Below are 17,068 nucleotides of genomic sequence, written 5' to 3'. Positions count from 1 at the left end.
TGCATTTTACGATGACGCGGGCACGGACAGGCGCGTAAGGCGCAAACCCACGCCAAGCCGAGCGTTCCGACGCGACATCAGCGCCCCAGGTGGTTTAAAGTGTAGGGTTGGCCGGTATTGATTTTGCCAGTTTCTACATGGCCCTTGCATCACCGATTTTTCTTGGCTTTTTTCCTGGCTTTTTGTGGCGCCCCGAATTGGCTATTCCGGCGCCTTTGAAAATGGCTCTTCCGGCGCCCCTGAAAAGCCCGATTGCTAACTCTCATGAACCGCCAGCTGCTGCTTGACGTTCTCCCCGCGCCAGCGCCATCGCTGAACAACTACATCGCCGGCCCCAACGGAGAAGCGGTGGCGGCCGTGCGTGCGCTCAAGCCCGGACGGGCCCTGTACATCTGGGGCGCCGCCGGCTGCGGCCGCACCCACCTCTTGCGCGCGCTGACCGCCCGGCCCGATGCCGTCTACGTCGACCCCGCCAACGGCGAAAACATGCTGCGCCGCCTGGCCGAGGCCGATTCCAAGTCGCCCATGCCCAAATTCGTGGCGGTCGACGACGTGCACCGCATGGACGACAGCCGCCAGGCTGCCCTGTTTGCGCTGTACAACCGGTGGCGCGAATCCGCCGCCACGCAGCGCGCCTTTGCGCTGGCGCTGGCCGGCGACCGCGCGCCGCTGTCGATGCCGCTGCGCGAAGACCTGCGCACGCGCCTGGGCTGGGATCTGGTGTTCCGCCTGGATCCGCTGTCCGACGCCGACAAGCTGGCCGCACTGTCCGCGCAGGCCGCCGAACGCGGGCTGCATCTGGCGCCCGAAATCATCAACTGGATGCTCACGCACCACGAACGCGACATCCGCAAGCTTGCCGCGTTGCTCGACGCGCTGGACCGTTATTCATTGGCCACCGGCCGCCCCATCACCCTCCCCCTGCTGCGCGCCATGCTCGCAGATCCTGATTCACAACGCACATGACCACCCGACGTCTCGCCCTGTTCGACCTGGATCACACCTTGCTGCCGCTCGACAGCGACTACCAATGGGCCGACTATCTGGCGCGCACAGGCCGCGCGGGCGATCCCGTCGAAGCCCGCCGTCTGAATGACGATCTGATGGACCGCTACAACCGCGGCGAACTCACGGCCGAACAGGCCGCGGAATTCATGCTGGGCCTGCTGGCCGCGCATTCGCCGTACGACCTGGCTGCCTGGCACGAAACCTTCATGGGCGAAGTCATCCGCCCGTCCATCACGCCGGCTGCCCGCGACCTCGTCGACAGCCACCTCGAAGCCGGCGACCTCTGCGCCATCGTCACGGCCACCAACAGCTTCGTCACCGCCCCGATCGCCCGCGCCTTCGGCGTGCCCCACCTGGTCGCGACCGACGCCGAGTACCTGCGCGGCCGCTACACCGGCCGCATCCTGGGCACGCCCAGCTTCAAGGAAGGCAAGGTCGTGCGCGTCAACGACTGGCTCGCCGGCATGGGGCTGGGGGTTGCGGATTTCTCCGAATCGTTTTTCTATAGCGATTCGGTCAATGATGTGCCGCTGCTCGAAAAAGTGACCCGTCCGATTGCCGCCAACCCCAGCCCCACCCTGCGCGCCATCGCACAGGAACGCGGCTGGCAAGTGATCGACCTGTTCGACCACATGGAAGATTCGAAGTCCTAAATGATCACTGAAACCATAAGAAAATTCGTCGGCCGGCTCTTCGCGCCGACACCCAAGGGGCCGTTGCGCATCGGGCGCGACAAGCACGGAATCGACCGCCGCAACGTGTCGCGCCACGCCATCAAGGTGTGCGAGGTGCTGCGCCAGCATGGCTACGAAGCCTATATCGTCGGCGGCGCGGTGCGCGACCTGATCGTCGGACTGGAGCCCAAGGACTTCGACGTAGCCACCAACGCCACGCCAGAACAGATCCGCCCGTTGTTCCGCCGCGCGCGCATCATCGGCCGCCGCTTCCAGCTGGTGCACGTGGTGTTCGGCCAGGAAATCATCGAGACCTCCACTTTCCGCGCGCCCGCCTCGGAAGACCAGGAGACCGACGAGCACGGCCGCATCCTGCGCGACAACGTCTTCGGTTCGCAGGAAGAAGACGCCAAGCGCCGCGACTTCACCATGAATGCGCTGTACTACGACCCGCACAACGAAGAAGTCATCGACTACCACGACGGCGTGGCCGACCTGAAGAAGCGCCAGATCCGCATCATCGGCGACCCCGTCAAGCGCTACCGCGAAGACCCGGTCCGCATGCTGCGCGCGGTGCGCTTTGCCGCCAAGCTGAACGGCACGATCGACCCGGCCACGCGCCAGCCCATCAGCACGATGGCCGACCTCATCGAAAACGTGCCGGCCTCGCGCCTGTTCGACGAGATGCTCAAGCTGCTGACCTGCGGCCATGCCATGGACTGCCTGCGCCAGTTGCGCGCCGACGGCCTGCACAACGGCCTATTGCCGCTGCTGGACGTCGTGCTTGAGCAACCCGGCGGCGAACACTTCGTGGAACTGGCGCTGGAACGCACCGATGCGCGCGTGCGCGCCGGCAAGACCATCAGCCCCAGCTTCCTCTTTGCCGCGCTGTTGTGGCAGCAGGTGGACGTGCGCTGGAAGCAGCTGCGCGCCCAGGGCGAGCACACCATCCCCGCGCTGTCGGCGGCGGCGGACTCGGTGCTGGACGAACAGACCGAGAAGCTCGCCATCCAGCGCCGCTTCTCGTCCGACATGCGCGAAATCTGGTTCATGCAGCCGCGTTTCGAGCGCCGCATGGGCAAGACCATCTACCGCATGATCGAGCAGCCGCGCTTCCGCGCCGCCTGCGACTTCCTGCAGCTGCGCGCCGCCGCCGGCGAGTTCGACAGCGTGCTGGCGCAGTGGTGGATGGATCTGGCCAATGCCGACGACGACACCCGCGCCGAGATGATCGAGGAAATCTCGCGCCAGCCGCGCGAAGCCTCCGATGCGGCCACGGGCACGGCCTCTCCCGCGCGCCGGCGCCGCCGTCCGCGCCGCAGCGGACCGCGCAGCGCGCCCGCCGGCGAGTAACCCATGCCGCAGCCGTCCGTGCGCGCCTACGTCGGCCTGGGCGCCAACCTGGGCGACAGCGCGGCCACCCTGCGCCAGGTCCTGGCGCAGTTGCAGGCCACCCCGGGCATCACCGGGGTAACGTCCTCGCCGTTCTACCGCAGCGCGCCGGTGGATGCCACCGGCCCCGACTTCATCAACGCCGTGGCAGCCGTGGACACCGTCCTCGCGCCACTGGCATTGCTGGACGTCCTGCAGGCGCTTGAAAACGAACACGGCCGCCTGCGCCCCTACCGCAATGCCCCCCGCACCCTCGATCTGGATCTGCTGCTGCACGGCGATACGCGGCTGGATGACGCGCGGCTGATCCTGCCGCATCCCCGCCTGCATCTGCGCGCCTTCGTCCTGCTGCCGCTGCGCGATCTTGCGCCCGGCTTGGCCGTGCAAGGACAGCCGCTTGACGCGTGGATCGACGCGATCCACGATCAGCCGATCGAACGAATCGCGCCCTGAGCGCAGGATCAGCAGCGCGGCGCAATGCGCGCCCGCGCAATCGCGCGGCACATTGCGCGGCACATCGCGCAGCACATGACGCGACACATAGCACGACACATAGCGCGACACATGGCGCGCCGCGTGCCAGCCGTCACGCCTTCGGCGTAAACGCCATCATCGCCCGCTCGACGTCTTCCACGCCCGGCAGCCCCGCCTCGTTCCCCAGATGCTGGATCTTGTGCGCGGAGGCCGCCCGTGCAAACGTGAAATGCTCGATCCAAGGCTGGTCCGGCCGCGTCAGGTAGGACCACACATACGCGCCGTGAAACACGTCGCCCGCGCCCGACGTGTCGATGATGCGCGCAGCCGGCACGTCAAGCGACGGCAGCACGTCGACGCGCCCCGTCTCGTCGTACCACAGCATGCCGCGCTCGCCGAGCGTCACCGCGCCGATGCGGCAGCCGCGCGCCTTCAGCAGATCCAGCAGCCCCTCGGGCGACAGACCTAGCTGCTCGCACATGCGCTCGGCGCACACGGCCACGTCGATATGGCGCAGCAGTTCGTCGGTGTTCTCGCGCATGCCGCCCCCGTCCAGCGAAGTCAGCACGCCGGCCTGGCGGCAGGCGCGCGCGTAATGCAGCGCGGCGTCGGGCTGATGACCGTCCAGATGCAGGGCGCGATAGCCGCTAATGTCCAACCGGGGGAAGTCGTTCAGGTAGCCCGCGTCGCGCGCGCGGACGATGGCGCGCTTGCCGTGGTTGGGCATGATGAACGACAGCGAGGAGCGCCGCACCTGGCGCGCGTGCAGCGTGACGCCATGCGCGGCCGCCATGTCCGAGTACATGTGGCCCAGCCAGTCGGGCGCCAGCGAGCAGATCAGATCAGGCGGCAACCCCAGCCGCGCGCAGGCAAACGCCGCCGTCACCGCATTGCCGCCGAACGAGACCGCGTAGTCGCGCGCCACGCTTTTCTGGTCGCCCGTGGGCCATTCGTCGGCCAGCACGGTGACGTCGATGTAGGTATGTCCGATGAAAAGCGCCTCGCCCATGGGCCCGCCTTGTCAGGTTGTATGCGCGGGGCGCCTCGGCGCAGGGTCTGGACGAGGCGCCGGCGCGGGATTCAGCCGCGCGCGGATTCGCCCGCCTGCGCCAGCACCAGCCGCGCTCGTGCGATGACAGGTGCGTCGACCATCTTGCCATCCAGCATGAACGTGCCCGCGGCCGTGTCGCGGTGCGCGGCGATGACGCGCCGCGCCCAGTCGAGTTCCTGCTGGGCCGGCACGAAAGCGGCGTGGATGACGGGCACCTGCGTGGGATGGATGCACAGCATGCCGCCAAAGCCCATCTGCTGCGCGCGGCCGGCTGCCGCGGCCAGTCCGGCCTGATCCTGCACACCGGGAAAGACGCCATCCAACGCAGGCGCCAGGCCTGCGGCACGGGTGTGCAGCAGCACCTGCACCCGGGCGTGGTCCAGCACGGTTTCGGCGCCCGGCGTGTCGGGCGTCAGGCCCAGGTCCAGGCCGTAATCCAGACTGCCGAACGCCAGCCGCGCAACACCAGGGGTGGCGGCGATCTCGCCGGCATTGAGAATGCCCTGCGCGGTTTCAAGAATGGGAATCACGGGACAGCCGGTCTGGGCCGCGTGCCGCACCTGCATCATGCTTTCGGCCTTGGGCAGCAGGATGCCCGCCACGCCGGCCCTGCCGCGGCAGGCCTTCAGATCGTCGTCGTGCCAGGACGTGGAGGCGTCGTTGATGCGCACCCAGAGCCGGGCCTCGCGATTCAAGCCCAGGAAATCGCACAGGGCTTCGCGGGCCGACGCCTTGGCCAGGTGCTCCACGGCGTCTTCCAGGTCCACGATGACGGCGTCCGCGCCCGCAGCCAGCGCTTTGGGGATGCGTTCGGGCCGCGAGGCCGGCACAAACAGGGCGCTACGAACGACGGGATGCGTCACACAACCTCCGAGGCATGGAGCTGCGCCACCTGATCCGGCGCGTATCCCAGAGATGCTAGCACCGCATCGGTATTTTGGCCCACCGCGGGCACAGGCCCCATGTGCGCCGTGAACGCGTTGCTGGTGGCGGGCGGCAGCAGTGCCGGCAGCATGCCGGCGGGGCTATCGACCTCGCTCCAGCGCTGGCGCGCCTGCAATTGCGGATGCGCCCACACGCCGGCCATGTCGTTGACGCGCGCATTGGCGATCTGGGCGTCTTCCAGGCGTTGCGTCACCTGCTCAATGGACAGGTCGGCAAACGCGGCAACGATCAGCGCGCGCAGCGCGTCGCGGTTGGCGGTGCGCAGCGAATTGGAGATGAAGCGCGGGTCCTCGGCCAGCTCGGCCTGGCGCAGCACCTGGGCGCAGAAGACGCGCCATTCGCGTTCGTTCTGCAGGCCCAGCATGATGGTCGAACCGCCGCCCACCGGGAACGGCCCGTACGGATAGATGGAGGCATGCGCCGCGCCCGCGCGCACGGGCGGCGCGGCGCCGTCAAAGGCGTAGTACATGGGGAAACCCATCCACTCGACCATGCTTTCCAGCATGGAGACGTCCAGGCGGCTGCCCAGGCCCGTGCGCTGGCGCAGCAGCAGCGCGTTCAGGATGGCCGAATAGGCGTACATGCCCGCGGCGATGTCCGCGATGGAACATCCTGCCTTGACCGGATCGTCCTTCGTGCCGGTGACCGACAGGAAGCCGCTTTCGCTCTGGATGAGGAGGTCGTAGGCCTTTTTGTCCTGATAAGGACCGCCCTCGCCGTAGCCCGAAATGTCGCAGACGATGAGGCGCGGGTATTTCTGGTGCAGCGCCTCGAACGACAGGCCCAGGCGCGCCGCGGCGCCGGGCGCCAGGTTCTGCACCAGTACGTCGGCCGATTCCAGCAGACGGTCCATGATGCCGCCGGCTTCGTCGCGCTTGAGGTCCAGCGTCAGGCTTTCCTTGGAGCGGTTGGTCCAGACGAAGTGCGAGGACAGGCCCCGCACGCGCTCGTCGTAGCCGCGGGCGAAGTCGCCGGTCCCGGGGCGTTCGATCTTGATGACGCGCGCGCCCATGTCCGCCAGTTGGCGGGTGCAGAAAGGCGCGGCGATGGCGTGTTCCAGGCTGACGACGGTGATGCCGTCCAGCGGGCGGGAGGCCTGCATGTTCATTCGGTGAACCTCAATTCGGCTTGATGGGCCAGCGTGCCGTCCTGCTCGGCCCAGAGCTGGGCGACGCCCGGCTCGGACAGGCGGCCGGCAACCTGGAAGGGCGCGGGGGAAATCAGCGGACGCAGGCCGCGGTAGGCAAGATGCGTGAGGCGGGCCTTGGGATGCGCGCGCACAAAGGCGGCGACCATCTCGGTGGCGATGAGCGGGCCGTGGACCACCAGGCCGGGATAGCCTTCGACGCCGGTGACATAGGGATGGTCGTAGTGGATGCGATGGCCGTTGAAGGTGACGGCCGAATAGCGGAACAGCAGCACCGACGTGGGATTGACCGTGTCGCGCCATTGCGCCTGCGGCGCCGGCTCGCTGCCCGTGAGCTTGGGCGGCGTGGGCTGGCGGTACACGATGTCCTGCTCTTCCAGGATGGCCACTTCGCCTGCCTGCCGGTATTCATGCTGCACGGTCACGAACAGCAGGGAGCCGGTGCGGCCGGTCTTTTCCTTGACCTCGGCCACGGTGGACACGCGCTCGGCCGGCACGCCGACCTTGAGCGGCTGGCGGAATTCGACCCGGCCGCCCGCCCACATGCGGTTGCGGTCCTGCGCGGGCGGCAGGAAACCGCCGCGCGACGGGTGGCCATCCGTCCCCAACCCGTCCACGCCCACGGTGGAGATGAAGAACGCCCATTGCCACAACGGCGGGAGGTCGTCGCCCTCGGCCGGCACCGGACCGCCCAGGGTGGCGGCGATACGCGCGGCGTGGCCGGGATCCATGGCGTCCGCCTTGCGTTCGCCGCTGCCGATCCACGCGGCCGGATCTGTAGATGTCATGCCGAGTTCCTCTGGTGGTGTTTTTACAGCCTGAAGCATGCCCGCAAGCCGTCGGGCGTGTGAATTCGTTTTTCCTCAAGGCGGGGTTTGCTGCGCCTGAATCGGCCATCCGCGCCGGCGCCGGCCGCCGTAATATATGGCCCATGCACTTCGACCTTGCCGACCTCCGACTGTTCATCCACATCGCCGAATCCCCCAGCCTGACGCAGGCAGCCAAGCGGGCGCATCTGTCCCTGGCCGCGGTCAGCGTGCGAATCAAGGCGCTGGAGAACCAGCTCAATTCCCGCCTGCTCTACCGCGACAGCCGCGGCGTCGAAATCACGCCTGCCGGGCAGAAACTGCTGCAGCATGCGCGCGTCATCATGCGGCAGGTGGATCACCTGAAACACGACTTCCAGGAACAGGCCGACGGCGACGCCGGCCACATCCGCATCTTTGCCAACACCACGGCCGTCACGGAATTCATGCCGGACATCCTGGCGCAATTCCTGTCGGGCCATCCGGGCGTCACGGTCGACCTGCAGGAACGCCTGACGCGCGACATCGTGCGCGGCGTGCTGGATGGCACCACCGACCTGGGCATCGTCGCGGGTCCGGTGGATGCACCCGAATTGCAGACCATCCACTTCAGCACCGACCGCCTGGTGCTGGTGGTGCCCAACGGCCATCCGTTGCAGGACCAGGACAAGGTCAAACTGGTGGACGCCGTGCGCTATCCGTTCATCACCATGCACGAAGGCTCCACGCTCGTGGCCTTCCTGCGCGACCAGCTGGAACGCGTCGGCCAGCGCCTGCCGCAGCGCATCCAGCTCTACAGCTTCGACTCGATCTGCCGCATGGTGCAGGCGGGCGTGGGCGTCGGCGTCATTCCCGACTCGGCCGCGCGCCGCTACGGGGCAGACACCAAGCTGCAAGTTGTCGAGCTGGACGAGCCGTGGGTGGTGCGCGAGCGCAAGCTGCTGGTGCGCGACATCGACGCCCTGCCCGGCTGCGCGCGCGAACTCATCGACCAGATCCAGACGCCGCAAACGCCCTGACGTTGCGCCGCGTCATTTGCCGGTGAACGCCGGGGGCCGCTTTTCCGCGAAGGCGCGCATGCCCTCCAGGTAATCGTCGGTGTAGCCCAGCTCGCGCTGCAGGCTGCATTCCAGATCGAACTGCTGCGCCAGCGTGTTGCCGCTGGATGCCTGCAACGCCGCCTTGGTGGCCCCATAGGCGCGCGTGGGGCCGGCGGCCAGCGTGTCCGTCACCTGCTGGATCGTTTCCGCCAGCGCCGCGTCGGGCACCACCCGCCAGATCAGACCCCAGGCCTCCGCCTGCGCGGCCGACACCGGTTCCCCGAACAGCGCCGCGCCCATCGCGCGCGCCGACCCGACCAGGCGCGGCAGGAACCACGTTCCGCCCGCATCGGGCAACAGGCCGATCTTGCTGAACGCCTGCACGAAGCGCGCCGATTCCACCGCAAACACCACGTCGCACGCCAGCACCAGACTGGCGCCCGCGCCTGCCGCCACGCCGTTCATGATGCACACCACCGGCACCGGCAACGCGCGCAGGCGGTTGATGAGCGGGCGATAGCACTTTTCCAGCATCAGGCTCAGATCGCGGCGCGAGCCGTCTTCGGCGGGCTTGCGTTCGCCCAGGTCCTGGCCGGCGCAAAATCCGCGGCCCGCGCCGGTGATCACGAGGCCGCGCAGGTTTTTATGCCCTTCCAGCAGGTCCAGCGCGCGCGACAGCTCGCCGTGCATGACCTCGGTGAAGCTGTTCATGCGCTCAGGACGGTTCAGCGTAATGACGCCCACACCGCGGTCCAGCGTGAACTGGATCTGAGTAAAAGCTGGTACGTGCGCGCTCATGCCAACTCCTCCAGCACGGCCAGCTGCTCGGCCGTATCGCCCATCAATTGATCCACGACGGTCAGGCGCTTGAAATAATCGCCGACCTCCAGTTCGTCCGTCATGCCCATGCCGCCGTGCAACTGCACGGCCAGTTGCGCGACCAGACGGCCGGCGCGCGCGGCTTCCAGCTTGGCCGACGCGATCATGCGGCGCCGCTGCGCCGCGTCGGATTCGGTCAACGCCGCCACCGCCACATAGGCCATGGACAGCGCGAGCTCCTTGGCCACCAGCATCTCGGCCATCCGGTGCTGCAGCGCCTGGAAGGACGCCAGCGGCTGGCCGAACTGCTTGCGGGTCTTCAGGTATTCCACCGTGATTTGCAGCAGCCGCTCCATTGCGCCGGCCGCGTGCGCGCACAGCGCGGCCGTGCCCCATTGCAACGCCTGCGCCAGCGCATCGTCGGCCGCGGCGCCCGCTGCGAGCAGCGCCTCCGCGGGCAGCGTCACCGCATCGAAGTCCAGCCGCGCGCAGCGCGCGCCATCCAGCGTGGGCGTGTCCGTCACGCGCACGCCGGCCGCATCGGCCGGCACCGCCAACAGGACGGTCTGACCATCGCCACCGCGCGCGCTGACGAACCACGCATCGGCGGCCGCGCCGTGCCAGACCAGGTGCTTGGCGCCGTCCAGCCGCCAGCCTTCGGCGGTCTGCGCAGCACGGCAGTCCTGCGGATCAGCCGCATATCGCCGGCCGGGCTCCTGCCACGCCACGCTGACGATGGCCTCGCCCGAGGCAATGGCCGGCAGCCAGCGGCCGCGTGCCGCCTCGCCGCAGCCGTCCGCCAACGCCGCGCCCATCACCGCGCTCGGGATGACCGGCTCGGACACCAGCCCGCGCCCCAGCTCGACATGCACCGGCAGCAGGCTGGCCGGCACCTCGCCAAAGCCGCCGTGGTCCTGCGAAATGGTCAGGCCCAGCACGCCCAGTTCGGCCAGCGCATTCCAGGCCTGCCGGTCCAGCGTGCCCGCGGCCTGGCGGGCGCGCCGCTGGGGAAAGGTCCATGCCTGGTCCACCAGGCGGCGCAGGCTGTCGGCCAGCATGCGCTGTTCTTCCGTGTAGATGAAATCCATGCGTCGTGTTCCTGTCGGGGTTGCGCGGCGGGCCTACACGCCCAGCACGAGGCGGGCGATGATGCCCTTCTGCACTTCGGTCGTGCCGCCATAGATCGAGGTCTTGCGCATATCGGCATAGCCGGCGCCCGCGGCGGCGGTCATCTCGGGGCCGGGGCCGTGGAAATCGTTGCCCGCCACCAGCCAGTCCGGGTCATAGGGCCAGGCGTCCGGGCCCGCGACTTCCATCTGCAGCATGGCCAGGTCCTGCTGGATCTCGGACCCGCGGATCTTCAGCACCGAGGCCTCCGGCCCGGGCGTGCCATCGTTGCTGGCGGCCACGCGCAGCAGCAGCATTTCCAGCGCCATGATGTCGACCTCGATACGCGAGATGCGGTCGCGCATCCGGCTGTCCTGCAGCAGCGGCCTGCCGCGCGACTGCGCACGCGCCGCCATGTCTTTCAGGATGCCCAGCTCGCGGTGGCAATGGCCCAGGCCCGCAATGCCGGTGCGCTCGTGGCCGAGCAGGTACTTGGCGTAGGTCCAGCCCTGGTTTTCCTCGCCGACAAGATTGACAACCGGCACGCGCACGTCTTCCAGCCAGACCTCGTTGACGTCATGGCCGCCGTCCAGCGTGCGGATGGGCCGCACCGTGACGCCCGGCGAGCGCATGTCCAGCAGCAGCATCGAGATGCCGCGCTGCGCGCGCGCATCGGGATCGGTGCGCACCAGGCAGAACATCCAGTCCGCATATTGGGCGAGCGTGGTCCAGGTCTTCTGGCCGTTGACCACATAGTCGTCACCATCGCGCACGGCGCGGGTTTTGAGGGACGCCAGGTCGGAACCGGAGCCCGGCTCGGAATACCCCTGGCACCACCAGTCCTCCACACGGATCATGCGCGGCAGCAACCGGGCCTTCTGCTCGGCGCTGCCGTATTTCATCAGCACGGGGCCGATCATGGACAGGCCGAACGGCAGCAGCCGCGGCGCGCCCGCCTTGAAGCATTCCACTTCGAAGATCAGGCGCTGCAAGGCGTTCCACCCCGTGCCGCCGTGCTCGACCGGCCAGTTGGGCGCGCCCCAACCCTGGTCTGCCAGGATGTTGTGCCACCGCACGTAGTCGTCGCGTTCCAGCCGCTGGTGCCGCAGCACCTTGGCGCGTATGTCTTCCGGCAGCTTCTCGGCGGCGAAGGCGCGCACGGCTTCGCGGAATTGGCGCTCTTCTGGCGTCCAGGTCAGGTTCATGGTCCACCTCCTTTGCCCGGTATCTAGCCACGGCGCGTACGGCCGGACAATCTGCCTCTCCCGAAGACGGGCTTCGCGTTGCGTGTAGGGCGTGCGGTCCACTACGGATTGGCAAAAGTCCTGCTTCAGCAATGAAGAATGGCCGAAGCCGTTGGCAGTGCGGACACTAGGCGCTGTTCAGCTTCACGCTTCAATCACTGGAATCCCATCGCACCATGACTGCTCCCGATCAGACGGATGGCGTCTCGCAAGGCGTCGAGGCGCAATACCGCCAGGCGCTCGACGACGGCCGCTTCCTCATCCAGCGCTGCGGCGGCTGCGACCGCGCCGTGTTCTATCCCCGCATGATCTGCCCGCACTGCGGCGCGGACAAGCTTTCCTTCACGGCGCCCGACGGACGCGGCACCGTCTATTCCACGACTGTCGTGCGGCGCAAGCCCGAGGCGGGTGGCGACTACAACGTCGCGCTGATCGACCTGCAGGAAGGCGTGCGGCTGATGAGCCGCGTCGACGGTGTGGCGCCGGACGCCGTTCGCATCGGCATGGGCGTGCGCGCGCAGGTGATCCAGCAGGACGGCCGCGGGCTGGTCGTCTTTGTTCCCAACAAGGAGGCGGCATGACGCTGAACGAATTGCGCGGCGCCGTGGCGGTGGCCGGCGTGGGCCACGCGGGCCTCGGACAGGCCACGGGCTTTACCGAAATGGAAATCCTGGTGCAGGCAGCGCAGCGCGCCGTGGCGGACGCGGGCCTGACGATGCGCGACATCGACGGCATCTGCACGGCCAGTGTGGCCGCGCCGATGTGGGCCATGCCGGTGATCGAACACCTGGGCATCCGCCCGACGTTCATCGACAGCACCATGCTGGGCGGCTCGAGCTTCGTGGCGCATCTGATGCCGGCGCTGCACGCGCTGGCCTCCGGCCAGTGCAATGCCGTGCTGGTCTGCTACGGCAGCACGCAGCGCACGTCCACGCTCAGCCGCGCCGAGGTGGGACGCGTGCGCAAGCAGTTCGATCCGCAACCCTACGAGTCCCCCTACGATCCGCTCAACCCGTTGTCCTCGTACGCGCTGGCAGCCGCCCGGCACATGCATCAGTACGGCACCCGGCGCGAAGATCTGGCGCGGGTGGCGCTGGCGGCCAACCAGTGGGCGCAGCTCAATCCGGAAGCGCAATTGCGCGAGCCGGCCACGCTGGATCAGATTCTGTCTGCGCGCATGGTGTCCGACCCCTTGAGCGTGCGCGATTGCTGCCTGGTCACCGACGGCGCGGGCGCCTACGTGCTGGTGCGCGCCGACCGCGCGCGCGACTTGCCGCGCCCGCCCGTCTATGTGCTGGGCAATGCGACGGCGGTGTGGAACCGGCAGATCTCTTCGATGGAAGACCTGACGGTCACCGCCGCGTCCGAGTCCGGCCGCCGGGCCTTCGCGATGGCGGGCCTTGCCCCCAAGGACATCGACGTCGTCGAGCTCTACGACGCGTTCACCATCAACACGTTGCTGTTCCTGGAGGACCTGGGCTTCTGCGCCAAGGGCGAAAGCAAGGAGTTCATCGCGGACGGCGCCATTGCGCCCGGGGGCCGGCTGCCGGTCAACACCAACGGCGGCGGGCTGTGCTGCGTGCATCCCGGCATGTATGGCGTCTTCATCATGATCGAGGCAGTGCGCCAGCTTCGCGGCGAATGCGGCGAACGGCAGGTTTCGGACGCACAGCTTGCGCTGGTGCATGGCAATGGCGGTACCCTGTCCAGCCAATCGACCGCCATCCTGGGCACCCAGGCAACTCTTTGATCCTGACGTATCAACCCCATGTCTCACGCAGAACCCATCACCCGCATCCACGACATCCTGGCGCTGCAGGCGCGCCGGCAGCCCGACGCCATCTGCCTGTACGAGGAAGGCGGCGGCACGGTGACCTACGCCCAGTTGTGGCAGCGGGTGCAGGACACGGCGCAATGGCTGCGCGGCCAGGGCGTGCAGCCCGGCCATCGCGTGATGATGGTGGGCGAGAACTGCACGGTGATGCTGGCGGCGCTGTTCGGGTGCGGCGTGGCAGGCGCTTGGCCGGTGGGCGTGAACGCGCGCCTGTCCGGCCGCGAGATCGACAACATCCGCCAGCACGCGCAGCCCGAGCTGGTGCTGTTCACGAGCGGCGTGTCGGCGGCGGCTGCCGCCCATGCCGCCGCGGCGGACGCGGTCGACGCGGACGCGGCCGTCTGGGGACCGGGCGTCGCTGCCGCGCGCGCGGCCGAGCCGACGCACGCTGAAACCGGCGAGCTGGCCGGCGAGGTCGCCACGGTGATCTACACGTCAGGCACCACTGGCGCGCCCAAGGGCGTGATGGTGCCGCATCGCGGGCTGATCCACTTTGCGCGGGTGTCGGCGGCGTCACGCCGGCTGACGCCGCACGATATCGGTTACGCGGCGCTGCCGATGTCGCACATCTTCGGCATCGCGACCGTGTTGATGGCCACGCTGCACGCAGGGGCCAGTCTGGTGCTGCGCAGCCGCTTCGATCCGGAAGACGTGTTCAAGGCGCTGGCGCATCCCGGCGTCAGCATCCTGCAGGGCGTGCCGACGATGTTCAGCCGCCTGATGGCGGTGGCGCCGCCCCGCGCGGAACTGCGCGCGCCGGCCTTGCGCTACCTGTACACGGGCGGCGCGGCGCTGGATCCGACACAGAAGCGCGACGCCGAACGCTACTTCGGCGTGCCGATGCACCACGGCTACGGCATCACGGAGTACGCGGGGTCCATGTTCATCACGGACATCGATTCGCCGCGGGACGATTGCTCGGCGGGGCATGCGGTGGACGGCGTGGAACTGCGTATCGGCAGCCCGGACGCGGTCCCGGCGCCGGGCACGCGCGGCGACCTGCTGATCCGCGGTCCGGGCGTGATGCTGGGCTATTACCGCAATCCGGAACAGACAGCGCAGGCGCTGCTGCCGGGCGGCTGGCTCAACACGGGCGACATCGGCTTTGTCGACGCCAGCGGCGCGCTGTTCATCTCGGGGCGGTCGAAGGACCTGATCATCCGGTCGGGCTTCAACGTGTACCCGATCGAGGTCGAGTCGGTGATCAACGCGTTTCCCGGTGTGCGGCTGTCGGCCGTGGTGGGACGCGACACCGAAGATCACAACGAAGAGGTCATCGCTTTCGTCGAGCCGCTGCCGGGCGCGACGATCGACACGAATCTGCTGATGCTGCACCTGCGCGCCCAGCTTGCGCCGTACAAGCGGCCGGCGCGGATCATTCCCATCGAGACGATTCCCACCACCGTCAGCGGCAAGATCCTGAAGCAGCCGCTGAAAGAAAGGCTGGCGTAGGCGCGGACAGCTGTTCCGCTCTGACGACCGGCCACCTATGCACAAGGAGACAAGAGCGTGAACATCAAGACCCTGATCGCCGCGGCCTCGGCCGTGGCCGCGCTGGCTGGCGCGCAAACCGCGGCCGCGCAGACGTATCCCGACCGTCCCATCCGCCTTCTGGTGGGCTACGCGCCGGGCGGCCCGGTGGACACGACGGCGCGTGTCTTTGCGAAGTATCTCGGCGACAAGCTGGGACAGACCGTGGTGGTGGAGAACCGGGCGGGCGCGAGCGGCATGATCGCGTCGGACGCGACCGCCAAGGCGACGCCGGACGGCTACATGCTGGGCTTTGTCGCCAGCCCGACGCTGACGATGTCGCCGCTGGTCCAGCGCAGCACGCTGTTCGATCCGCGCAAGGATTTTTCGTTGATCGGGCTGGTGGTGGACTATGCCAACGTGCTGCTGATCGGGCCGCAGATTCCAGCGAAGAACGTGGGCGAGCTCGTTACCTATGCGCGGGAGCATCCGGAGGCGGTGTCGTTCGGGTCAGCGGGGATCGGGGCGTCGAATCATCTTTCGGCTGAATTGCTGAAGAAGCAGAGCCAGGCGTCGATGCTGCATGTGCCGTATCGGGGGAACTCACCGGCGATGATGGACGTGGTGAGCGGGAAGGTGACGTTCATGTTCGACATCACGAGCACGGCGATTCCGTTCGTGAAGAGCGGCAAGGCGCGCGCGCTGGCGGTGACGTCGAAGACGCGCAATCCGGAGCTGCCGGACGTGCCGACGATGATGGAGGCCGGCATGAAGGATTACGAGGTGGTGGGCTGGTATGCGCTGGTGGGGCCGAAGAAGCTGCCTGATGCGGTGACGGGGCGGCTGACACAGGCGCTGTCGGAGGTGTCGAAGGATCCGGCTTTCCGCCAGGCGATGTCGGACGGCGGGTACACGATCAACGCGGGCGATTCGAAGGCGCTGCAGGCGCGGATCGACCGCGAGTACGCGTTGTGGTCGGACGTGATCCAGACCGCGAATATTCAGGCCAATTGATTTTCCCCGGAGCATCACGATGAATTCCCCGTCCGCTTTGCGAGACCAGATCCGCCTGCCTGTGATTGGCGCCCCGATGTTTCTGGTGTCGGGGCCGCAACTGGTGGTCGCGCAGTGCGCGGCGGGGATCATCGGGACGTTTCCGTCGCTGAACGCGCGGCCGCAGGAGCAGTTGCACGAGTGGATCACACGGATCGAAGATGGACTGGCGGCGCGGCGTCTAGCGGCGCCATCGCAGAAGGTGGCGCCGTATGGGGTGAACCTGATCGTGCATCCGAGCAATCCGCGCTGGCAAGGCGACTTGGCGATTTGTGCGGAACGGCGGGTGCCGTTGCTGATTACTTCTCTGCACGCGCCGGAGGCTGTCGTGAAGGTGGCGCATGCCTATGGGGGGGTGGTCTATCACGATGTGACGAACGTGCGGCATGCGAAGCGGGCGCTGGATGCGGGGGTTGACGGGTTGATCCTGGTTGCCGCAGGGGCCGGCGGACATGCGGGGCAGATGAATCCGATTGCGCTGGTGAATGAGATACGGGCCTTTTATGACGGGCCGCTAGCGTTATCTGGATGCATCAGCCATGGGAAGGATATTTTGGCTGCGCAGGTGCTTGGATGCGATTTTGCTTATATGGGGACTCGGTTTATTGCTACCCGGGAGTCGCTGGCGGGGGATGCTTATCGGGAGATGGTGCTGGCTGCGCAGGCGGGGGATGTGACTTATACGGCTTACTTTTCCGGGGTGCCGGCGAATTATTTGTCGGCCAGTATTTTGGCTGCGGGGTTGGATCCGGTTGTGTTGGGCAGCAATGGGGTGACGCCGCCTCCGAATATGGATAAGAGTTCTCGGCCTAAGGCTTGGAAGGATGTTTGGAGTGCTGGGCAGGGGGTGGGGGCTGTGCAGGAGGTGTTGGGGGTTGCAGAGCTGGTGGCGCAGTTGGAGGGGGAGTATTGGGATGCTTTCAAGGGGGTTTCCCGACGCTCGGCTTAGCCGCTAGCGGGGATGGTTCTTTTGGCGCCCGGCACGTCGTCGGCCTGGGGCGCGC

General features: G+C 67.7%; 17 protein-coding genes. 10 read left to right on the top strand and 7 right to left on the bottom strand.

Annotated features, from left to right (window positions below; translation table 11 throughout):
• Positions 1–264 precede the first annotated feature (264 nt).
• The 4 genes from hda to B2W22_RS21055 are packed head-to-tail and all read left to right on the top strand — an operon-like array spanning position 265 to position 3,527.
• Positions 265–966 carry a DnaA regulatory inactivator Hda gene (gene hda, locus B2W22_RS21070; RefSeq protein ID WP_105237474.1) on the top strand — a complete coding sequence of 234 codons (702 nt, stop codon included), beginning with the start codon at positions 265–267 and terminating at the stop codon, positions 964–966.
• Positions 963–1,661 carry an HAD family hydrolase gene (locus B2W22_RS21065; protein ID WP_175123270.1) on the top strand — a complete coding sequence of 233 codons (699 nt, stop codon included), beginning with the start codon at positions 963–965 and terminating at the stop codon, positions 1,659–1,661. The genes hda and B2W22_RS21065 overlap by 4 nt, the downstream gene beginning before the upstream one ends.
• A complete protein-coding gene (gene pcnB, locus B2W22_RS21060) occupies positions 1,662–3,035 on the top strand; it encodes a polynucleotide adenylyltransferase PcnB (RefSeq protein WP_286939440.1) in 1,374 nt (457 codons plus the stop codon).
• A gap of 3 nt (positions 3,036–3,038) precedes the next feature.
• Positions 3,039–3,527 carry a 2-amino-4-hydroxy-6-hydroxymethyldihydropteridine diphosphokinase gene (locus B2W22_RS21055; RefSeq protein WP_175123272.1) on the top strand — a complete coding sequence of 163 codons (489 nt, stop codon included), beginning with the start codon at positions 3,039–3,041 and terminating at the stop codon, positions 3,525–3,527.
• 133 nt (positions 3,528–3,660) lie between these two features.
• Here B2W22_RS21055 and B2W22_RS21050 read toward each other — a convergent pair whose 3' ends face one another.
• The 4 genes from B2W22_RS21050 to B2W22_RS21035 all read right to left on the bottom strand — a co-directional run bounded on the left by B2W22_RS21050 (position 3,661) and on the right by B2W22_RS21035 (position 7,479).
• Positions 3,661–4,557 carry a sugar kinase gene (locus tag B2W22_RS21050; RefSeq protein WP_286939439.1) on the bottom strand — a complete coding sequence of 299 codons (897 nt, stop codon included), beginning with the start codon at positions 4,555–4,557 and terminating at the stop codon, positions 3,661–3,663.
• Between the two features lie 71 nt (positions 4,558–4,628).
• Entirely contained in the window at positions 4,629–5,462 is an 834-nt protein-coding gene (locus B2W22_RS21045; RefSeq protein WP_175123274.1) for an HpcH/HpaI aldolase/citrate lyase family protein, read from the bottom strand.
• Positions 5,459–6,652 carry a CaiB/BaiF CoA transferase family protein gene (locus B2W22_RS21040; protein ID WP_286939438.1) on the bottom strand — a complete coding sequence of 398 codons (1,194 nt, stop codon included), beginning with the start codon at positions 6,650–6,652 and terminating at the stop codon, positions 5,459–5,461. Before B2W22_RS21040 ends, B2W22_RS21045 begins: the two co-directional genes overlap by 4 nt.
• A complete protein-coding gene (locus B2W22_RS21035; RefSeq protein ID WP_286939437.1) occupies positions 6,649–7,479 on the bottom strand; it encodes an FAS1-like dehydratase domain-containing protein in 831 nt (276 codons plus the stop codon). Before B2W22_RS21035 ends, B2W22_RS21040 begins: the two co-directional genes overlap by 4 nt.
• Before the next feature lie 143 nt (positions 7,480–7,622).
• Between B2W22_RS21035 and B2W22_RS21030 the strand changes: the two genes are divergently transcribed.
• Positions 7,623–8,516: a LysR substrate-binding domain-containing protein gene (locus tag B2W22_RS21030; RefSeq protein WP_175123277.1), complete on the top strand. Its 894-nt coding sequence runs from the start codon at positions 7,623–7,625 to the stop codon at positions 8,514–8,516.
• Positions 8,517–8,528: 12 nt separating this feature from the next.
• Here B2W22_RS21030 and paaG read toward each other — a convergent pair whose 3' ends face one another.
• The 3 genes from paaG to B2W22_RS21015 are packed head-to-tail and all read right to left on the bottom strand — an operon-like array spanning position 8,529 to position 11,668.
• On the bottom strand, positions 8,529–9,335 hold the full coding sequence (gene paaG / locus B2W22_RS21025) for a 2-(1,2-epoxy-1,2-dihydrophenyl)acetyl-CoA isomerase PaaG (protein WP_175123278.1): 807 nt from the start codon (positions 9,333–9,335) through the stop codon (positions 8,529–8,531).
• A complete protein-coding gene (locus B2W22_RS21020; RefSeq protein WP_286900357.1) occupies positions 9,332–10,444 on the bottom strand; it encodes an acyl-CoA dehydrogenase family protein in 1,113 nt (370 codons plus the stop codon). Before B2W22_RS21020 ends, paaG begins: the two co-directional genes overlap by 4 nt.
• Positions 10,445–10,477: 33 nt before the next feature.
• Positions 10,478–11,668, bottom strand: a complete 1,191-nt coding sequence (locus B2W22_RS21015; RefSeq protein ID WP_286939436.1) for an acyl-CoA dehydrogenase family protein — start codon at positions 11,666–11,668, stop codon at positions 10,478–10,480.
• Between the two features lie 215 nt (positions 11,669–11,883).
• Here B2W22_RS21015 and B2W22_RS21010 point away from each other — a divergent pair, with 215 nt between their 5' ends.
• Genes B2W22_RS21010 through B2W22_RS20990 form a run of 5 tightly spaced genes read left to right on the top strand, consistent with a single transcriptional unit; the run spans position 11,884 to position 17,013 of the window.
• Complete coding sequence (locus B2W22_RS21010; protein ID WP_175123281.1) at positions 11,884–12,288, top strand: Zn-ribbon domain-containing OB-fold protein; 405 nt, start codon at positions 11,884–11,886, stop codon at positions 12,286–12,288.
• The gene (locus B2W22_RS21005) at positions 12,285–13,457 is read left to right on the top strand and encodes a thiolase (protein WP_175123282.1); all 1,173 of its coding nucleotides are present in this window, start codon (positions 12,285–12,287) and stop codon (positions 13,455–13,457) included. The genes B2W22_RS21010 and B2W22_RS21005 overlap by 4 nt, the downstream gene beginning before the upstream one ends.
• 18 nt (positions 13,458–13,475) lie before the next feature.
• Positions 13,476–14,993 (top strand): class I adenylate-forming enzyme family protein, encoded by a 1,518-nt coding sequence (locus tag B2W22_RS21000; RefSeq protein ID WP_286939435.1) that lies wholly within the window; start codon positions 13,476–13,478, stop codon positions 14,991–14,993.
• A 57-nt stretch (positions 14,994–15,050) separates the two neighbouring features.
• A complete protein-coding gene (locus tag B2W22_RS20995) occupies positions 15,051–16,025 on the top strand; it encodes a Bug family tripartite tricarboxylate transporter substrate binding protein (protein ID WP_286939433.1) in 975 nt (324 codons plus the stop codon).
• A gap of 19 nt (positions 16,026–16,044) precedes the next feature.
• The gene (locus B2W22_RS20990; protein ID WP_286939432.1) at positions 16,045–17,013 is read left to right on the top strand and encodes an NAD(P)H-dependent flavin oxidoreductase; all 969 of its coding nucleotides are present in this window, start codon (positions 16,045–16,047) and stop codon (positions 17,011–17,013) included.
• Positions 17,014–17,068 lie beyond the last annotated feature (55 nt).

It is taken from the genome of Achromobacter sp. UBA4530, assembly GCF_002388205.1.
In the GTDB taxonomy this organism is placed as follows: domain Bacteria; phylum Pseudomonadota; class Gammaproteobacteria; order Burkholderiales; family Burkholderiaceae_B; genus Achromobacter; species Achromobacter animicus.
The sequence above is the reverse complement of the archived record's forward strand: the minus strand, read 5'-3'. Positions and strand labels throughout refer to the sequence as shown.

Coding starts and splice junctions, on each gene's coding strand:
- B2W22_RS21030 (WP_175123277.1), top strand. CDS start 7,623: ATGCACTTCGACCTTGCCGACCTCCGACTGTTCATCCACATCGCCGAA.
- hda (WP_105237474.1), top strand. CDS start 265: ATGAACCGCCAGCTGCTGCTTGACGTTCTCCCCGCGCCAGCGCCATCG.
- B2W22_RS21040 (WP_286939438.1), bottom strand. CDS start 6,652: ATGAACATGCAGGCCTCCCGCCCGCTGGACGGCATCACCGTCGTCAGC.
- B2W22_RS21065 (WP_175123270.1), top strand. CDS start 963: ATGACCACCCGACGTCTCGCCCTGTTCGACCTGGATCACACCTTGCTG.
- B2W22_RS21005 (WP_175123282.1), top strand. CDS start 12,285: ATGACGCTGAACGAATTGCGCGGCGCCGTGGCGGTGGCCGGCGTGGGC.
- pcnB (WP_286939440.1), top strand. CDS start 1,662: ATGATCACTGAAACCATAAGAAAATTCGTCGGCCGGCTCTTCGCGCCG.
- B2W22_RS21020 (WP_286900357.1), bottom strand. CDS start 10,444: ATGGATTTCATCTACACGGAAGAACAGCGCATGCTGGCCGACAGCCTG.
- B2W22_RS21035 (WP_286939437.1), bottom strand. CDS start 7,479: ATGACATCTACAGATCCGGCCGCGTGGATCGGCAGCGGCGAACGCAAG.
- B2W22_RS21010 (WP_175123281.1), top strand. CDS start 11,884: ATGACTGCTCCCGATCAGACGGATGGCGTCTCGCAAGGCGTCGAGGCG.
- B2W22_RS21015 (WP_286939436.1), bottom strand. CDS start 11,668: ATGAACCTGACCTGGACGCCAGAAGAGCGCCAATTCCGCGAAGCCGTG.
- B2W22_RS20990 (WP_286939432.1), top strand. CDS start 16,045: ATGAATTCCCCGTCCGCTTTGCGAGACCAGATCCGCCTGCCTGTGATT.
- B2W22_RS21055 (WP_175123272.1), top strand. CDS start 3,039: ATGCCGCAGCCGTCCGTGCGCGCCTACGTCGGCCTGGGCGCCAACCTG.
- paaG (WP_175123278.1), bottom strand. CDS start 9,335: ATGAGCGCGCACGTACCAGCTTTTACTCAGATCCAGTTCACGCTGGAC.
- B2W22_RS21000 (WP_286939435.1), top strand. CDS start 13,476: ATGTCTCACGCAGAACCCATCACCCGCATCCACGACATCCTGGCGCTG.
- B2W22_RS21050 (WP_286939439.1), bottom strand. CDS start 4,557: ATGGGCGAGGCGCTTTTCATCGGACATACCTACATCGACGTCACCGTG.